The following is a 16981-nucleotide window of genomic DNA, read 5'->3' on the forward strand; positions in this document are numbered from 1 at the left end:
GGAATCTACTACCCTGATGTGCAATGGAGCCGTTTTCCACTCTATAATGGAAAACGTAGGCAGGTGCGAAAGCGGACCCACGTTCGCTTTTTTTTCGGATCAACTCAGTATGCGCTGCGGCGCAATAAGTGGAACTTGTGATGAGTAGTGCAAAAAAAAGTATAGACCGCCTGATTAAAAAATACCCGAACCGCCGTCTGTACGACACGCAAACCAGTTCCTACATCACCTTGACGGACGTCAAGCAGCTGGTGTTGGACAATGAGGAATTCACCGTCGTCGATGCCAAGTCCAGCGAAGATCTGACCCGCAGCATCTTGCTGCAGATCATCCTGGAAGAGGAAGCCAGCGGCGTGCCCATGTTTTCCAGTGGCGTGTTGTCGCAGATCATCCGCTACTATGGCCACGCCATGCAGGGCATGATGGGTTCCTACCTGGAAAAGAACGTGCAGGCGTTCACGGACATCCAGCACAAGTTCACGGGCACCTCGGCCGGCAGCTTCGAAGGCAAGCCATTCAGCCCGGAAATGTGGACCCAGTTCATGAACGTCCAGGGCCCGATGATGCAGGGCATGATGAACAACTACATCGACCAGAGCAAGAGCCTGTTCGTGCAGATGCAGGAACAGATGCAGAGCCAGAGCAAGAATCTGTTCGGCACGTTCCCGTTTGTCCCGCCCGTCCCGCCGACGGACAAGAAGTAAGCAGAGGCAAGGCGATGGGCGGCAATGCTGCCCATACGCCTCAACACATCTATTTTTGATATCGAATCTGTGTCATTCGCAGCATAGTTCTGCCGGCAAGGGGCGGCTCGGGGTACAATAGCCGATTCGCCTCACCATTTTACTAGCTGCCAACTATGTCTGAAATTCACCGTATTCCCGTTCCTTCCGCCCAGCCCGAGGCCATGCTGGCCATGCCAGGTGCGGCGCCGAAAGTGGGCTTTGTCTCGCTCGGCTGCCCGAAAGCACTGGTCGATTCCGAACAAATCCTGACCCAGCTGCGCGCCGAAGGCTACGAAACGGCGAAATCCTACGCTGGCGCCGATCTGGTGATCGTCAATACCTGCGGTTTCATCGACGCCGCCGTGCAAGAGTCGCTCGACGCCATCGGCGAAGCGCTGGCCGAAAACGGCAAAGTGATCGTCACCGGCTGCCTGGGCGCCAAGAAAGATGCTGCCGGCGACGACATCATCATGAAGGTGCACCCGAAAGTGCTGTCCGTCACGGGCCCGCACGCGCTGGCCGAGGTGATGGATTCCGTCCATTTGCACCTGCCGAAACCGCATGCGCCTTTCCTCGACCTGGTGCCGCCGCAGGGCGTCAAGCTGACGCCGAAGCACTACGCCTACCTGAAGATTTCCGAAGGCTGCAACCATCGTTGCAGTTTCTGCATCATCCCGTCCATGCGCGGCGACCTCGTTTCGCGCCCGATCGGCGAACTGATGATGGAAGCGGAAAACCTGTTCAAGTCCGGCGTCAAGGAATTGCTGGTCATTTCGCAGGATACCTCGGCCTATGGCGTGGACGTGAAATTCCGCTCCGGCTTCTGGAACGGCCGTCCCGTGAAAACCCACATGACGCAGCTGACGGAAGCGCTGGGCGAACTGGCCAAGTCCTACGGCGCCTGGGTGCGTTTGCACTATGTGTACCCGTACCCGCACGTGGACCAGATCATCCCGATGATGAGCGGCGGCCACATCCTGCCTTACCTCGACATCCCGATGCAGCATGCGCACCCTGACGTATTGAAACGCATGAAGCGCCCGGCCAGCGGCGAGAAAAACCTCGACCGCATCCAGGCCTGGCGCGCCATCAACCCGGACCTGACGATACGCTCGACTTTCATCGCCGGTTTCCCTGGCGAAACGGAAGCGGAATTCGAGTACCTGCTCGACTTCCTCAAGGAAGCGCAGATCGACCGCCTCGGCTGCTTCGCCTATTCCCCGGTGGAAGGCGCGACGGCCAATGAAATCGCCAATCCCGTGCCGGAAGAAGTGCGCGAAGAGCGCCGCGGCCGCGTCATGCTGCTGCAGGAAGAAATTTCCAAGAAACGCCTGCAGGCCAAGGTCGGCAAGACCGTGCGCGTGCTCATCGATGAAGTCACCCGCTCCGGCGGCGTGGGCCGCTCGTCCGCCGACGCGCCCGAAATCGACGGCGTCGTCTACGTCAAACCGCCGTTCGAGCCGCACCGCAAGCTGGCCGTCGGCCAGTTCGTTGATGTGAAAATTACTTCAGCGGACGCGCACGACCTGTGGGGCGCTGCGGAATAAATATTTTTCGCAGGTGTAACACTCTGTCAGACGTACGGCAGGCAAGGGCATAAGCCCTTACAATCAAGGCGGACCAGCACAGGCTGATCCGCCTTTTTTATTTGCCGACGATGCCATGACCACACCCAAATCCCCGCAGACCGCGCTGATCCACAGCGATTACCAGGCGCCGCAAGGTTTTGCCGCCTTTCCCAACGCCATCCATCACGCGTCGACCGTGCTGTTCAAGGACGTGGCGGCCATGCGCTCGGGCGACTGGAAAGAAAAGAACGCCTATACCTATGGCTTGCACGGCACGCCCACCACGTTCACGCTGGAAGCGCGGCTGGCCGGGATCGAAGGGGGAAATCACTGCCTGCTGGCGCCGTCGGGACTGGCGGCCATCGCCATGGCGGACTTTGCCCTGCTGAAAACGGGCGACGATGTATTGCTTCCCGAAAATATCTACAACCCGAACCGCGAACTGGGACGCTGGCTGGCGCAGGATTTCGGCATCACGGCCCGCTATTACGATCCGCTCATCGGCGCCGGCATCGCGGCATTGATCCAGGAGAATACCAAGCTCATCTGGACGGAAGCACCGGGCTCCGTGACCATGGAAGTGCCGGATTTGCCCGCCATCTGCGCGGCCGCCCATGCGCGCGGCGTGCTCGTCGCTTTGGACAATACCTGGTCGGCCGGCCTGGCCCTGCGCGGCTTCGACCTGGGCGTGGACATCATCATGCAGGCGCTGACGAAATACCAGTCGGGCGGCTCCGACGTGCTGATGGGCGCGCTCATCACGCGCGAGCGGGCGCTGCACGAGCGCCTGGCGCAGGCGCACATGCGTCTGGGCATGGGCGTGGGGGCGGACGACGCCTACCTGGTGCTGCGCGGCTTGCCCACGATGAAGCTGCGCTTCGACGCCCACGACAGGGGCGCGCGCACGGTGGCCGCCTGGCTCAAGGGCAGGAGTGAAATTGCCACGGTGCTGCATCCGGCTTTTGCCGATTGCCCGGGCCACGCCATCTGGCAGCGCGATTTCACGGGCGCGGGCGGCCTGTTTTCCGTGCTGTTCGATGCCCGCTACACGGAGCAGCAGACGGACCGCTTCGTCGATGCCCTGCAATTGTTCAAGATAGGCTACAGCTGGGGCGGCGCGAACAGCCTGGTGATGCCGTACCGCATCGCCGCCATGCGCAAGGGCTGGCAGCTGCCGGGCCAGCTGGTGCGCCTGAACGTGGGACTGGAAGAGCCGCAGGATCTGATCGCCGATATCGAACGGGCGTTCGCGGCGATGTAGCGCAAAGGCTTGCCCGAACGGCAAGTGCTGGCTTTACATGGGCACGGGGCTGTTGTTGTTCAGGTCGATGAAGCCGCGCAGCAAACGATACGCTTTCCACAGCCAGGCCACGCCCCAGACGACGAAGGCCAGCGGAATGCCGATGATGGTGACCCACAGCACGGCGCCGAGGACGACCCAGGCCAGATACCACCAGAAGGAACGGATCATCCAGCTGTGATGGCTGTAGACGAAGGTCCCGGCCGCCTCGTCCCGCTTCACGTAATTGATGATGAGCGGAATGAAGGAAAACGCGCCCAGCGAAAACACGAAGCTGGCGCCATGTATCAGGTACAGCCACCAGGCCAGGTTCCTGGTCTGCTGGAGTTGGGTATCCAAAATAATATCTTGTGACATGAAGCCTCCCGTCGTTGCTCAATTTTTAATTGTAACAAGCAAAGCGGCGCGGGAGCGCCGTCCATGGCAAAAAGGCAGAATACATTGTTAAAACGAAATCAATATTCCACCCTGGCCGCGCGCGCCAGGTTTTGGCTGCGCCGCGCCGTGCCGGCCTTGCTGCTGTGCTGCACCACGGCGGCGCATGCCGCCGGCGGCACCCTGGAAGCGGAGTTTGCCGCCGGCTTGAAGGAGGAGGGGCTGGCGGGCGCCGTCTGGAGTGAAGTCTTGCCTGATGGCACAGTCAAAGTCGGCGCCTCCGGCCTGCGCGATGCCGCCAGACAAGTCCCCATGCAGGCGGACACGCGCGTGCAGGTGGGTTCCGTGGGCAAGGTGGCGCTGGCGCTGGGCGTGCTGCGCCTGGTCAGCGAAGACAAGCTCACGCTCGATACGCCCTTGCAGCAGGTGCTGCCGGAACTGGCGCTGAAAAACCCGTGGCTGGCAAGCGACCCCGTGCGCATCCGCCACCTGCTGGCGCATACGTCCGGCCTGGACAACGCCCGCTTCTGGCAGGCGTTCAGCCTGCACCCGGCGCCGGACGCGCCGCTGGCCGCCGCTTTTGACGGCGGCGGCAATCTGCTGCGCGTGCGCACGCGGCCCGGCAGCCGCTATGCCTACTCGAACATGGGCTATGGCTTGCTGGGCATGGTGATCGAAAAAGTCACGGGCCAGCCGTATGAACGCTACCTCGATGCGCAGCTGCTGCAGCCGCTGGGCATGGCGGACAGCACGTTTGGCTTTGTCAGCCAGACAGGCGCGCACGCGGACCCGCGCCTGGCCATGGGCTACTTCGAGCATGGCGCGGCGCAGCCGGCCGTGCCGCAGTATCTGCGCCCGGCCGCGCAGTTCACCACCACGGCGGCCGACATGGGCAAGCTGGCGCAGTTTTTAATGGGCGACGGCAAGCTGCAGGGCGCGCAGTTCATCGACCTGGCCCTGATGGGCGCCTTGTCCGAGCCGGCCGGCACGGATGCGGCGCAGGCGGGCCTGGCGACGGGCCACGGCCTGGCGCTGGCCATGCGCGACCGCCACAACGTGGTGGGCGCCTGCCACCCGGGCACGGCCGTCGGTTTTCGCGCCATGCTGTGCATCTATCCGGAGCAGGACAGCGCGTTTTTCGTGGCCTTCAATACGGATGCCGAGCATGCCGACTATGAACGCTTCAACCGCCTGCTGCTGCGCGACCTGGAGCTGCCGCTGCGCGCGCCGGCCCCGCGCGGCACGCCCGCGCCCACGGTGGAAAACTGGCAGGGCGTCTACGTGCCGTCGCCCGGCGCCATGGCCAGCATGGCCTGGGTCGATGCCGTCTTCGGTTTTACGCGCGTCAAGTGGGATGGCGAAGCGCTGTTCCTGATTCCGTTCCAGGGCGAACCCAGGGAACTGGAACCGGTGGGCGGCCTGCTGTTCCGCGCCAGCGACCGCAGCACGCCGTCGCACGTGCTGATGCAGGAAGATGGCAAGCATATCCTCAGCGACGGCTTGCGCAGCTATGAACGGGCCTCGATGCTGCGCATGCTGGTGCTGTGGGGCAGCCTGGCCCTGGGCGCCGCCGGCTTGCTGTACGTGCTGCTGGTGGGCGCCTGGCGCGCCGCGCGGCGCGGCCTGGGACGGGGCGACCATCTGTTCGCGCCCTTGCTGTCGCTGCTGGCGCTGCTCCTGCCGCTGCCGTTTTTCTATTTCCAGTCCTTCCTGCGCCTGGGCGACGTGACGGTCGCCAGCGTGCTGCTGGCGCTGGCGACGGGCGCGCTGCCGCTGGCCATGGCGTTCGGCCTGGCGCGCTGCTGGCGCAGCCGCGGCGCGGCGGCCGAATCGGGCACATTGGCGACATGGGATTGGCTGGCCTTGCTGGCGGCGCTGCAGCTGCTGCTGGTGCTGGCCTGGTGGGGCTTGCTGCCGCTGCGTTTGTGGCATCTGTAGCCGCGGGCGCTCAGCGCCGCACTGGCAGCAGGCGGCGCCACCAGCGTTGCGCCGGCTTTTCCAGCGTGCCGCGCGCGGCGCGCTTGGCGCCGTAGCTGGCCGCCGCCAGCCGCAGGCCGACGCGGTCCATCGCGGCCAGCGCGTCCGCTTCCTGCGGCGACAAGCCATGCAGCAGCGCTTGCGCACGGGGTTCGAGCAGGAAGGCGTCACGCACGGCGTCGTCCGTGTACAGCCTGGCCAGATAGGTTTCCAGGGCGGGAGAACTCATGCGCTGCGCCCCGCGCGCAAGGCCGCGCGCGCCAGTTCCAGCTGGTCCAGCACATGCTCGAATGACGGGTAATTGCCGTCGCGTTCGACGATCACCGTCAACGGTTGCGGCGCGTGGCGCGCCAGCACGGTCAACAGCTCGAAGACGGCGGGCGGCACATCGTGCAGATGGTCGTCCAGCAGCCGCTGGCCGCCGCCCGGCGCATCGATCCAGTGCCCGCCGCTCAGGTGCACGGCGCCGACCCTGGCCAGGGGCAGGCGCAGCAGCATCTGCTCCGGCTCTTCGCCAAAATTGACGGCGTTCGCATACAGATTATGCAGGTCCAGCAGCAGCGGCACTTGCGCGCCGTCAAGGATGCGCGCCAGCCACTGCGCTTCGTCCAGCGTGCTGGCGGGCGGCTGGACCAGGGTGGCGATGTTTTCCATCAGCGGCGCGCTGCCGACGATGCGCGTGGCCAGCGCGATATTGGCGATGGCGCCGGCCGCGCTGTGCGGCGTGCGCGGCGGCGCGGCCAGGTGGCCGATCTCGACGCCGCCGGCGCGCACGAAGCTCAGGTGCTCGGACCACGACTCTGCCTGCACCATCTTCATCAGGCGCGCCATCGCGTGCAGCCGGCGCGGCTCGGCGGGTATCGTCGAGGCCAGCCCCATGCCGACGCCGTGCAGGCTGAGCGGCACCTGGCGCGCCAGGCTGCCCAGGGCGGCGATGCCGGCGCGCGAGGCGCGGTAATAATCGTCGGCGATCACTTCCAGCACGTCGATCCGCGCCAGGTTGGACAAAATACCGGCAGCCAGTTCGCCGCGCCAGCCCAGGCCGACGCGGTCGCGCGCTGCCCTCAACTCAACTGCCACAGCCGCCGCCACCGCCGCAACCGCCGCAGCCGCTGCCGCCGCCATCGCCGCCGCCATCGCCCGATGAGGAGCCGCCCGAGTCGCCCGAGCCGCCGGACGAGGAGTCGCCGCCGGTGCCTTGCCGCGGTACCGGATACAGCCCGGCGACGTAGGCATACACGGACGGGGGCAGGGCGCCGATGCCGAAGATGGCGGCCAGCAGCGCCATGTCGGCGCTGTTGCTGCCCGCCTGCAGGCGCGACGCGCGCATGTTCAGGCGGCCAAACAGCATGCGCAAGTCGCTCAGCAGCCGCTGCGCGCTCCAGCTGGTCGCCTGGGTGCGCAAGCCGCGCAGCATCAGCAGGAATATCGCCAGCAGCAGCGCCAGGAACAGCAGCTTGTAGTGCTGGCGGCCGATGGCGATGACGGCCTTGGTGACGGCCACCGTCAGCAGCAGCCAGTGCGCGGGCCGGGTGAGGCGTTCGCGCCGGCGCAGCAGCGGCGGGCCGACCAGCAATTCCTGCTGCGTCAGGGTCTCCTGGTAGGCGCGGCACGCGGGCAGCGTCCCGGCCTGCACGGCCAGTTCCCGGCTGTGGCCCTGGCGGCCCAGGTACAGCCGCAGCACGTCGCGTTCGATGTCGTGGCTGGCGAAGCGCAGGCTGTCGGCGCTGGCCGTTTCCAGCAGCGGGCCGTCGGCGCGCAGCAAGCCCCGGTCGACCAGCACGATGGCGGCGATTTTCACGGCTTCGAGCGCGCCGCCGCGCAGGAAGGCGATGCGGTAGGGATCGTCGGCCAGCGCCAGCCGGGCATGCGGATTGCGCAATTCGATGCGGATCAGCAGTTCGCGCACGCCGTAGTACACGAGCAGGCCGAAGATCAGGTAGGCCAGCAGGAACCAGGGCCCGCTCCAGTCGAACGGATTGACGCCGCTCACCGCATGGTCTCCGCGTGTTCGCGCAGGTGTTCGGTAATCGTCATCAGGCCCGTGAAGGCGGGCAGCGCCTGCCCCGGCGCCAGGCGCGCCGTTTCGCGCGCCGTCGACATCGCTTGCAGGGCTGCGTGCAGCGATGGTTCGCCCAGCTGGTCGACAAACGCTTCGAGCGCCTGCTTGCCGGACAGCGCGGGCTTGCCCTCCAGCTGCGCCAGCGAGGCGGCGGCCGAGCGCAAGGGGCCGGCCGCGTCGGCGATGGCGCCGGCCAGCTGTTCTTCGTTCACGCTCAGGAGCAGATAGCGTTCGCGCATGCGCAGTTGCTGGTTCAGCAGCACTTGCCGCAGCCGGCGCAGCACGGCGTCGCGGCTGGTGTGCAGGCTGGCGAAAGGATTATTGCCCAGCAAGACCCGGTGGCGCGCGATGATGTCGGCAAATTTGACGGCGAAGGCGTCGGCGGCGTCGGCCAGTTCGTTTTCTTGCAAGAACATCACCTGCAAATCGATGGCGGCGTGTGCCAGGCGCAAGGGGCTGCGCAGCGCGTCGGCCGCCTGCGGCGTAAAGCGCTTGAGCAGCAACAGCAGGTTGACGTCGGACGTGGCGCGCAGCTGGCCATCGGCGGCCGAGCCAAACAGCACGGCGGCGGCCAGGTTGGCGCCAAAAGCGTTTTGCGCAGCGGCGACGAACACATCCAGGTGGCGTTGTATTTCTTCTGGCAGCGGTGGCGGCATGCGGTGTTCTTTCACGGAGGGCTGGCGCGATGCGCATAAGTTTGCAATATAGCAAACTTATGCCATCGTGCGCGCACCGTCCGTTCCCGCGCCAGAGAGCGCCGGCCCAGGCCAGCCCGGTTTAGCTCAATACGTTGAGCAAGCCGTCAAGGCCCACAAAGTTCAGCGCCACGTCCGCCTGCGAGCGCACCACGGGCTTGGCGCGGAAGGCCACGGACAGGCCGGCGATGCCCATCATTTTCAAATCGTTGGCGCCGTCGCCCATGACGATGGCTTGCGATGGCGCAATACCCATCTCGGCGCATACGCGCTCCACGGTGCGCTGCTTTTCCTCGGCGTCGACGATGCCGCCCAACACCTTGCCCGTCAGCTTGCCGTCGACGATTTCCAGTTCGTTCGCATGCGTGTAATCGAGGCCCAGGCGCTCCTTCAGGCGCTGCGTGAAGAAAGTAAAGCCGCCCGACACCAGCAGCGTCTTCAGGCCTGCCTTTTGCACGGCCGCCAGCATGGTTTCGGCGCCCGGCGACAGCTGCAGGCGTTCATCGTAGACGCGCTGCAGGGCCGACGCGTCCAGGCCTTCGAGCAGGGCCACGCGCTGCTTCAAACTGGCGGCGAAATCGAGTTCGCCCCGCATGGCCGCTTCCGTGATGGCCGCCACCTGCGGTTTGAGGCCCTGCATGTCGGCGATTTCATCGATGCACTCGATGGTGATCAGGGTCGAATCCATGTCCATCGCCACCAGCTTGAATTCACTCAGTTCGCGCTGGCCCATCATGTAGGTGGCGTCCAGCTGCGCCGCCTGCGCCGCCACTTCGATGGTGGGGCGCAGCGCGGGCGAATAGGCGATCTGCTCGCAGCGCACGGCGTTCGGCCCCAGGCGCGTGACGGAGGTCGGCGCGGCCAGGGCCGCGATGCGCTCGAGGCGGGCGCTGTCGCCGTCCAGGCCCTGCAGGATCAGGTTCATGGTGATGGAAGTCGTGTTGGTCATGGGTCAGGCCTGCATAAATGATATGAATGGTCTACACCGTCAATTGCTTGATGGTGGTCTTGATCTGCGTCACGCGCGCGGCCAGGTCCGGCATGGCGGCCGTGATTTTCAGCTTGTCCTGGCCATGCAGCTTGATGTGGCGGTTTTTYTGGATCAGGCCGATGATGCGCATCGGATCGATGGGCGGCTTGGCCATGAATTGCAGGGTGGCCGCCTCGCCATGCACGTCGATCTTGACGATGCCCACGGTTTTCGCCGCGATGCGCAATCGGTGCGTCTCGACCAGCGCCTTGACGGCGTCGGGCAGCTTGCCGAAGCGGTCGATCAGCTCTTCCTGGATATCGTCGATCTTCTCTTGCGTGGCGCAGTTGGCCAGGCGCTTGTAGATCGACAGGCGCTCGTGCACGTCGCCGCAGAAGTCGGCCGGCAGCAGGGCCGGCACGTGCAGGTTGATCTCGGTGGTCGACGCCAGCGGCGCGGCCAGGTCCGGCTCCTTGCCGGCCTTCAGCGAGCGCACGGCTTCGTTGAGCATGTCCGAATACAGCTGGAAGCCGATTTCCGTCATCTCGCCCGACTGGCTCTCGCCCAGCACCTCGCCGGCGCCGCGGATTTCCAGGTCGTGCATGGCCAGGTAAAAGCCGCTGCCCAGTTCTTCCATCTGCTGGATGGCGTCCAGGCGGCGCTGCGCCAGCTTCGACAGGCCCTGCACGTCGTGCACCAGCAGGTAGGCGTAGGCCTGGTGATGCGAGCGGCCCACGCGGCCGCGCAGCTGGTGCAGCTGCGCCAGGCCGAACTTGTCGGCGCGGTGCATGATGATGGTGTTCGCCGTCGGCACGTCGATGCCCGTCTCGATGATCGTCGTGCACAGCAAAATATTGAAGCGCTGGGCGACGAAGTCGCGCATGACCTTTTCCAGGTCGCGCTCGTGCATCTGGCCGTGCGCCACGGCGATGCGCGCCTCGGGCAGCAGTTCGGTCAGCATGGCCAGGCGGTTCTGGATGGTTTCCACCTCGTTGTGCAGGAAGTAGATCTGGCCACCGCGCTTGAGTTCGCGCAAACACGCTTCGCGGATGATGGCTTCGCCCTCGCTGCGGACAAACGTCTTGATGGCCAGGCGCTTTTGCGGCGCCGTGGCGATGATGGAAAAGTCGCGCAAGCCTTCCAGCGCCATGCCCAGGGTGCGCGGGATCGGCGTGGCCGTCAGGGTCAGCACGTCCACTTCCGCGCGCAAGGCCTTCAAGGCTTCCTTCTGGCGCACGCCGAACCTGTGTTCTTCGTCAATGATGACCAGGCCCAGACGGGTAAACTTCACATCATCGGACAGCAGCTTGTGCGTGCCGATGACGATGTCGATGGTGCCGTCGGCCATGCCCTTGAACGCCTGCGTGATCTCCTTGCCGCTGCGAAAGCGCGACAATTCCGCGATGCGCACGGGCCAGTCGGCGAAGCGGTCGGCGAAGGTTTGCGCGTGCTGCTCGGCCAGCAGGGTGGTGGGCGCCAGTATCGCCACCTGCTTGCCGCCCATGACGGCGATGAAGGCGGCGCGCAAGGCTACTTCCGTCTTGCCGAAGCCGACGTCGCCGCATACGAGGCGGTCCATCGGTTTGCCGGAGGTCATGTCCTTGATGACGTTGCGGATGGCTTCGGCCTGGTCCGGCGTTTCGTCGAAGCCGAAGCTGTCGGCGAAGCGCTGGTAGTCGTGCGACGAGAATTCGAACGAGTGGCCCTGGCGCAGCGCGCGGCGCGCATACAGGTTGAGCAGCTCGGCGGCCGTGTCGCGCACCTGTTCGGCCGCGCGTTTCTTGGCTTTTTCCCACTGGCCCGAGCCGAGCGAGTGCAGCGGCGCGTCTTCCGGCGAGGCGCCCGAATAGCGGGAAATGACGTGCAGCTGCGACACGGGCACGTACAGTTTGGTGTCCTTGGCGTATTCGAGGTGCAAAAATTCCGTTTCGCCTTCGCCCAGGTCCATGCTGGTCAGGCCCATGTAGCGCCCGATGCCGTGGTTGATGTGCACGACGGGGTCGCCGATCTTGAGTTCCGACAGGTCGCGCACCATCGACTCGACCTGCGTCACGCCTTCCTGTTTCTTGCTGCCGACGCGGCGGCCGGAACCGGCATACAGCTCCGTCTCCGTGATGAAGGCCAGATTGCCGTCCGGCGTGAACAGTTCAAAGCCGGCATGCAGCGGCGCCACGCCCAGCATCAGCTTGGCGCTTGATTGCAAAAAGCCGTCGCTGCCTTCCACGGGCGCCAGGTGCAGATCGTATTCGCTGAAGTACTGCTGCAGGGTTTCGCGGCGGCCGTTCGATTCGGCGCAGATCATCACGCGGCGGCCCGCTTGCAGCAGGTAGCTGCGCAGGTTGGCCAGCGGGTCGTCGGCGCGGCGGTTGACGGCGATGTTGGGAATCGGCGCCGACAGTTCGGACGCCAGCGCGTCGTTCGATTTCGTGATGGCCAGGCGCGGGTACGGCTTGGCCAGGCCGAAGAACTGCTCGTCGGACAGGAACAGCGCTTCGGGCGGCAAAATCGGCCGCTCGCGGTCGGCTTTTAAAAAGCGGTAGCGCGACTGCGTATCGGTCCAGAAGCGCCCGATGGCGGCGTCGATCTCGCCCACCAGGGCCAGCGAGGCGTCCGGCGGCAGGTAGTCGAACAGGGTGGCCGTCTGCTCGAAGAACAGCGGTAAATAATATTCGATGCCGGCCGAGGCGATGCCGCTGCTGATGTCCTTGTAGACGACCGAGCGCGACGGGTCGCCCTCGAACTGTTCGCGCCAGCGGTTGCGGAAGGTGGTGCGGGCCGCCTCGTCCATGGGAAATTCGCGGCCCGGCAGCAGCCGCACTTCGTGCACGGGATACAGCGAGCGCTGGGTGTCGGCGTCAAACGTGCGGATGGTTTCGATGGTGTCGCCGAACAGGTCGAGCCGGTAGGGCAGGGCGGACCCCATGGGGAACAGGTCGAGCAGGCCGCCGCGCACCGAGTATTCGCCCGGCGACATCACTTGCGACACGTGGCTGTAGCCGGCCAGTGTCAGCTGCGACTTCAGGCGCGCCTCGTCCAGCGTTTCGCCCTTCTTGAAGAAGAAGGTGTAGGCGGCCAAAAAGGACGGCGGCGCCAGGCGCACCAGCGCCGTGGTGGCCGGCACGATCAGCACGTCGCACTGGCGCGTCTGGATTTCGTGCAGGGTGGCCAGGCGTTCGGAGACCAGGTCCTGGTGCGGCGAAAAGGCGTCATAGGGCAGGGTTTCCCAGTCCGGCAGCAGATGGCAGCGCAGCTGCGTGCCGCCAAACCACGGAATTTCATCGAGCAGGCGCTGGCCGTCGCTGGCCTGCGCCACCACCACGGCCAGCATCTGGCCACGCGCTTTCAGTGCCAGCGCGGCCAGCGCCAGGGCATGGGCGTCGGATGAACCATACAGGGCGGGCAGCGCATAGCGGTTGCCGGGCTTGGGGAGGGCTTTTGTTAAGTCTAAGGACATGCAGGCGATGACACTAGTGGCAGAGGCAGTTGAGTGGAACAGCTGTGGTGCGCGCCGCGCCGCCAGTGACGGCGCTGACAGGCGAGATTATAGACCATCGCCCGCACCTCCGCGCTTGAGAAAACCGTCGCGAGCGGCAGCGATTTGTGGTCAAGAAGCGCAGCCGTACGCTAGTACGGTGAGCATCGCAGGCCGCAAGGCGCGACGCGCAGCAGGTTTTATCCTGCGCGGACATTGGCGATGCCGAATGGGACATGCACCATCGGTATCGTGCCGCCCGCCGATTTGAGGTGGCTCAACTGGTCGTCGAAGAAGATATGCGGCTTGAACACGGCCAGCACGCGCGACTTGTCCATGCCGCCGAGGAAAAACGTCTCGTCGGCCGCCACGCCCCAGCTTTTCAGGGTCGTCACGACCCGTTCGTGCGAGGGCGCGTTGCGCGCCGTGATGATGGCGATGCGCAGGATCTTCCTGTAGCCGGGGTCGCGCCGCTGCGCCCTTTCTTCCAGGCGCTGCATGGTGGCCAGCTTCTGGAACAGGTCGGCCAGGGGGCCGGGGCGGTGCGGCGTGCCCACGTTCAGGGTTTCATGGGCGTGGAATTCATCGACGTCATTGTTGCGCTTGAACACGGTTTCCGCTTCGTCGTCGGCGATCACGCCGTCGAAATCGAAGGCCACGCGCAGTTCCTCGTCGTTTTCATCGTCTTCCGTGCGCGACGGCAGCACCAGGCCGGCCGGATAGTTGCAGGCCAGGGCGCTGCGCACGTCGTCCTCATTCGCGCTGAGGAAGAGCGAGGCATTGAAGGCGGGCAGATACGGATACGGCGACTTGCCCGTCATGAAGGCGGCGCGCGAAATGTCCAGGCCGTAGTGCGCGATCGAGTGCATCACGCGCAAGCCCGTTTCCGGTGAATTGCGCGAAAACAGCACCACTTCCACGGGCGACTGGCGCGGATAGTGCTTGTTGATGTTCAGGAAACGGCGGATGAAGGGGAAGGCCACGCCGCGCGGCAAGACCGTGTCGATATGCGTTTCCTGGTACTTGCGGTATTCCTCGGGGCCGCTGTCGAGGTAGACCTGGTGCGATTCGGACAGGTCGAACAGCGCGCTGGACGCGACGCCGATCACCAGTTTGTGTTCGATAGGATAAGCCATGGTCTGCCTGTTGTTTGCTTGTTGCTCATCTTATACGACTATCAACTGCGCAGCCAATAGGGGCGCGCGGCGATTTATTCCTGTTAAAGCATGACATTGCGGCAATCTGGGATGCTTCTGTACAAGGCGCGCCACAGTAAAGAAAGAAATCTTGTCCTGTATCAAGTATGTAGCAGCCAGCGCGCGTATTTTCCACTATGCTTCCAGTTATGAATTCTCGCCAATTGTAACGAAGCGTACGCCCCAACCCCGCCACCTTTATACAAGTGTCAGCCGTTCTACCCGAACATGCCAGCCTCAACCTTGCCAGCAGCCGTTTTGACTAATAAAGGATACCGCGATGTTTAAGAATTTACTGATCAAGTGGAAGTTGGCGACCCTCGTCGCCGTGATGATGGCGGCCCTGCTCGTGGTTGGCGTCTGCGGCTACACGGGCATCGCCACCGTGGGCAACGCCGTCAATGAAATCGGCGTGGTGCGCCTGCCGTCGATCCAGGGCCTGATGATGATGAACGAGGGCCAGACGGCCGTCGCCGCCGCCACCCTGACGGCCGCCATCTATGAAAACAATTACCAGTCGCAAGACAAGTTCGCGGAAGCGCTGCAGCTGCGCACCAAGGCCTGGAGCAATATCGAGGCGGGCCGCAAGCTGTACGAACCGCTGCCGCAAACGCCCGAGGAAGCCGTGCTGTGGAAGCGTTTCCTGGAGGAATGGGCCGCCTGGAAGGGCGAGGACGACAAGGTGCGCGCCATCCTGCGCCAGCTGGCCGATAACCGCGACGAGCAACGGCAGAAAGAGCTGTTCGTGGCCTTCTACAAGACCTACCTGGATTCGCGCGGCCTGTTCGGCAAGGCCGAGGCCTCGCTCAATGAAATCATCAAGCTCAATAACGGCGTGGCCGACGCCAGCGTCAAGGAAGGCAGCGCGGCCGTGATCCGTTCGGAAAGCCTGATGCTGATCCTTGGGCTGCTGGCTTCGGCGCTGGGCATCGGCTGCGCCGCCTACATCACGCGGGCCATCACGCAGCCGATCAATTCGGCCGTGAAAGTGGCGCAGACGGTGGCGTCGGGCGACCTGACGAGCCATATCGAGGTGCACACGACGGAAGAAACGGGCCAGCTGCTGCAGGCGCTGAAAGACATGAACGCCAGCCTGGTGAATATCGTCAGCCAGGTGCGCAGCGGCACGGAGACGATCGCCACGGCGTCGTCGGAAATTGCCAGCGGCAACCTGGACCTGTCCTCGCGCACGGAAGAACAGGCCAGTTCGCTGGAAGAGACGGCGTCGTCGATGGAGGAACTGACCTCCACCGTGCGGCAGAACGCCGATAACGCCCAGCAGGCCAACCAGCTGGCGCGCAGCGCCTCGGGCGTGGCCGTCAAGGGCGGCGAGGTGGTGGGCAAGGTGGTCGACACCATGGACGCCATCAACGATTCCTCGCGCAAGATCGTCGACATCATCTCCGTCATCGACGGCATCGCCTTCCAGACGAACATTTTGGCCCTGAATGCAGCCGTGGAAGCGGCGCGGGCGGGCGAACAGGGGCGCGGCTTTGCCGTCGTGGCCTCCGAAGTGCGTAATCTGGCCCAACGATCCGCTGGCGCGGCGAAAGAAATCAAGACGCTGATCGGCGACTCGGTGGAAGCGGTGGACGCGGGCAGCAAGCTGGTGGCCGAGGCGGGCAGCACGATGGCGGAAATCGTCACCAGCGTGCAGCGCGTGACGGACATCATGGCGGAAATCAGCCTGGCCACGCAGGAGCAGAGCTCGGGCATCGACCAGATTAACCAGGCCATCGGCCAGATGGACCAGGTGACGCAGCAAAATGCGGCCCTGGTGGAAGAGGCGGCGGCGGCCGCTGAATCGCTGCAGGAGCAATCGGGCCAGCTGGCCGGCGTGGTCAGCGTCTTCAAACTCGATGGCGCGCAGGCGCCTGCCGCGCGCGCAAACGCGAATGCCAAGCCGGCCGCGCCGCGCGCCGTGCTGGCCGGCGCGGCGCCGAAGCGTCCGGCATCGCGCCCCCCCGCTGGCCGCCCGGCCCTGCACGCCGTGCCGTCCCAGCGCCAGAGCGCGCCGCGCGACGACGAGTGGGAAGTGTTCTGACGGCTTGACGGCGTCAGCGCACGCTTTCGGACGGCCGCCATGCGCGGTCGTTTTTGCATGTGCGCGCAGGCTCGCACTGCGGCTTATCCTTATTAAAAAAACAGCGTTATATAAATAGCTGTTTTGCCATCTAAGCAAATCTTTTCAAAACTTAACGCGACATTGCTTGTGAGATAACTCACACTGCCTGCCGTACCACCCTTGTTCCCGCCTCGGCCACATCCCGGCTGACCCTTCCGCCTGCTGCGTCCGGCCATTCGTGGCAGGCGGCAGCCATTGCCGTCAGCCTTGCATGCGAGAGCGGCGCGATGGCCGATGCACCACATTGAAGGATGCGAATACAGATGGCAAATATGAAAATCGGCACGCGCCTGCGCTGCTCCTTGTTGACCTTGCTGCTGCTGGCGACCGCCGCACTGGGCATGCGCGACGTGATCGATGATAAACATCCGAAAATCGAGGCGGCGAACCTGCTGCAGGTGGTCAGCGTATTTCGCCTGCGCCAGGGGCCGGCTGACGCCGTGCCGCGCCGGAGCGCGCCGGCCGTGCCGCGCCAGCTGGCCTAGTGGCGCGCCTGGCAAGGTTCTGGCGCGGCCC

At 64.7% G+C, this 16981-nt stretch carries 14 protein-coding genes; 6 read left to right on the plus strand and 8 right to left on the minus strand.

Annotation, left to right across the window (positions count from 1 at the left end):
- Positions 1 to 140: 140 nt before the first annotated feature.
- The 3 genes from phaR (at position 141) to CBW50_RS23960 (ending at position 3554) form a co-directional block, all read left to right on the plus strand.
- Entirely contained in the window at positions 141 to 704 is a 564-nt protein-coding gene (gene phaR / locus CBW50_RS23950) for a polyhydroxyalkanoate synthesis repressor PhaR (protein ID WP_071323205.1), read from the plus strand.
- 212 nt (positions 705 to 916) lie between these two features.
- Positions 917 to 2272, plus strand: coding sequence for a 30S ribosomal protein S12 methylthiotransferase RimO (gene rimO, locus CBW50_RS23955; RefSeq protein ID WP_172404871.1), 1356 nt, complete (start codon positions 917 to 919; stop codon positions 2270 to 2272).
- A 115-nt stretch (positions 2273 to 2387) separates the two neighbouring features.
- The gene (locus CBW50_RS23960) at positions 2388 to 3554 is read left to right on the plus strand and encodes a cystathionine beta-lyase (RefSeq protein WP_086147840.1); all 1167 of its coding nucleotides are present in this window, start codon (positions 2388 to 2390) and stop codon (positions 3552 to 3554) included.
- A 33-nt stretch (positions 3555 to 3587) separates the two neighbouring features.
- On the opposite strand, the gene CBW50_RS23965 is transcribed toward CBW50_RS23960, so the two are convergent.
- Positions 3588 to 3950 carry a hypothetical protein gene (locus tag CBW50_RS23965; RefSeq protein WP_086147841.1) on the minus strand — a complete coding sequence of 121 codons (363 nt, stop codon included), beginning with the start codon at positions 3948 to 3950 and terminating at the stop codon, positions 3588 to 3590.
- Between the two features lie 84 nt (positions 3951 to 4034).
- Here CBW50_RS23965 and CBW50_RS23970 point away from each other — a divergent pair, with 84 nt between their 5' ends.
- Complete coding sequence (locus CBW50_RS23970; RefSeq protein WP_172404870.1) at positions 4035 to 5906, plus strand: serine hydrolase; 1872 nt, start codon at positions 4035 to 4037, stop codon at positions 5904 to 5906.
- A gap of 10 nt (positions 5907 to 5916) precedes the next feature.
- Here CBW50_RS23970 and CBW50_RS23975 read toward each other — a convergent pair whose 3' ends face one another.
- The 7 genes from CBW50_RS23975 to CBW50_RS24005 form a co-directional block, all read right to left on the minus strand.
- Positions 5917 to 6174 carry a hypothetical protein gene (locus tag CBW50_RS23975; protein WP_086147843.1) on the minus strand — a complete coding sequence of 86 codons (258 nt, stop codon included), beginning with the start codon at positions 6172 to 6174 and terminating at the stop codon, positions 5917 to 5919.
- Positions 6171 to 7013: a DUF692 family multinuclear iron-containing protein gene (locus CBW50_RS23980; RefSeq protein WP_157792271.1), complete on the minus strand. Its 843-nt coding sequence runs from the start codon at positions 7011 to 7013 to the stop codon at positions 6171 to 6173. Before CBW50_RS23980 ends, CBW50_RS23975 begins: the two co-directional genes overlap by 4 nt.
- Before the next feature lies 1 nt (position 7014).
- Positions 7015 to 7938 (minus strand): TIGR04222 domain-containing membrane protein, encoded by a 924-nt coding sequence (locus CBW50_RS29815; RefSeq protein ID WP_086147845.1) that lies wholly within the window; start codon positions 7936 to 7938, stop codon positions 7015 to 7017.
- Complete coding sequence (locus CBW50_RS23990) at positions 7935 to 8663, minus strand: nucleotidyltransferase domain-containing protein (RefSeq protein ID WP_139842615.1); 729 nt, start codon at positions 8661 to 8663, stop codon at positions 7935 to 7937. The genes CBW50_RS29815 and CBW50_RS23990 overlap by 4 nt, the downstream gene beginning before the upstream one ends.
- A 121-nt stretch (positions 8664 to 8784) precedes the next feature.
- The gene (gene serB, locus CBW50_RS23995) at positions 8785 to 9627 is read right to left on the minus strand and encodes a phosphoserine phosphatase SerB (RefSeq protein WP_086147855.1); all 843 of its coding nucleotides are present in this window, start codon (positions 9625 to 9627) and stop codon (positions 8785 to 8787) included.
- Positions 9628 to 9682: 55 nt separating this feature from the next.
- The gene (gene mfd / locus CBW50_RS24000; protein WP_086147847.1) at positions 9683 to 13126 is read right to left on the minus strand and encodes a transcription-repair coupling factor; all 3444 of its coding nucleotides are present in this window, start codon (positions 13124 to 13126) and stop codon (positions 9683 to 9685) included.
- A 218-nt stretch (positions 13127 to 13344) separates the two neighbouring features.
- Complete coding sequence (locus tag CBW50_RS24005; protein ID WP_086147848.1) at positions 13345 to 14280, minus strand: 5'-nucleotidase; 936 nt, start codon at positions 14278 to 14280, stop codon at positions 13345 to 13347.
- Between the two features lie 340 nt (positions 14281 to 14620).
- On the opposite strand from CBW50_RS24005, the gene CBW50_RS24010 reads away from it, so the two are divergent.
- Positions 14621 to 16384: a methyl-accepting chemotaxis protein gene (locus CBW50_RS24010; RefSeq protein ID WP_086147849.1), complete on the plus strand. Its 1764-nt coding sequence runs from the start codon at positions 14621 to 14623 to the stop codon at positions 16382 to 16384.
- 344 nt (positions 16385 to 16728) lie between these two features.
- A complete protein-coding gene (locus CBW50_RS24015; RefSeq protein ID WP_099420110.1) occupies positions 16729 to 16950 on the plus strand; it encodes a hypothetical protein in 222 nt (73 codons plus the stop codon).
- Positions 16951 to 16981 lie beyond the last annotated feature (31 nt).

It is taken from the genome of Janthinobacterium sp. GW458P (assembly GCF_002127585.1).
Taxonomy (GTDB): Bacteria; Pseudomonadota; Gammaproteobacteria; order Burkholderiales; family Burkholderiaceae_D; genus Janthinobacterium.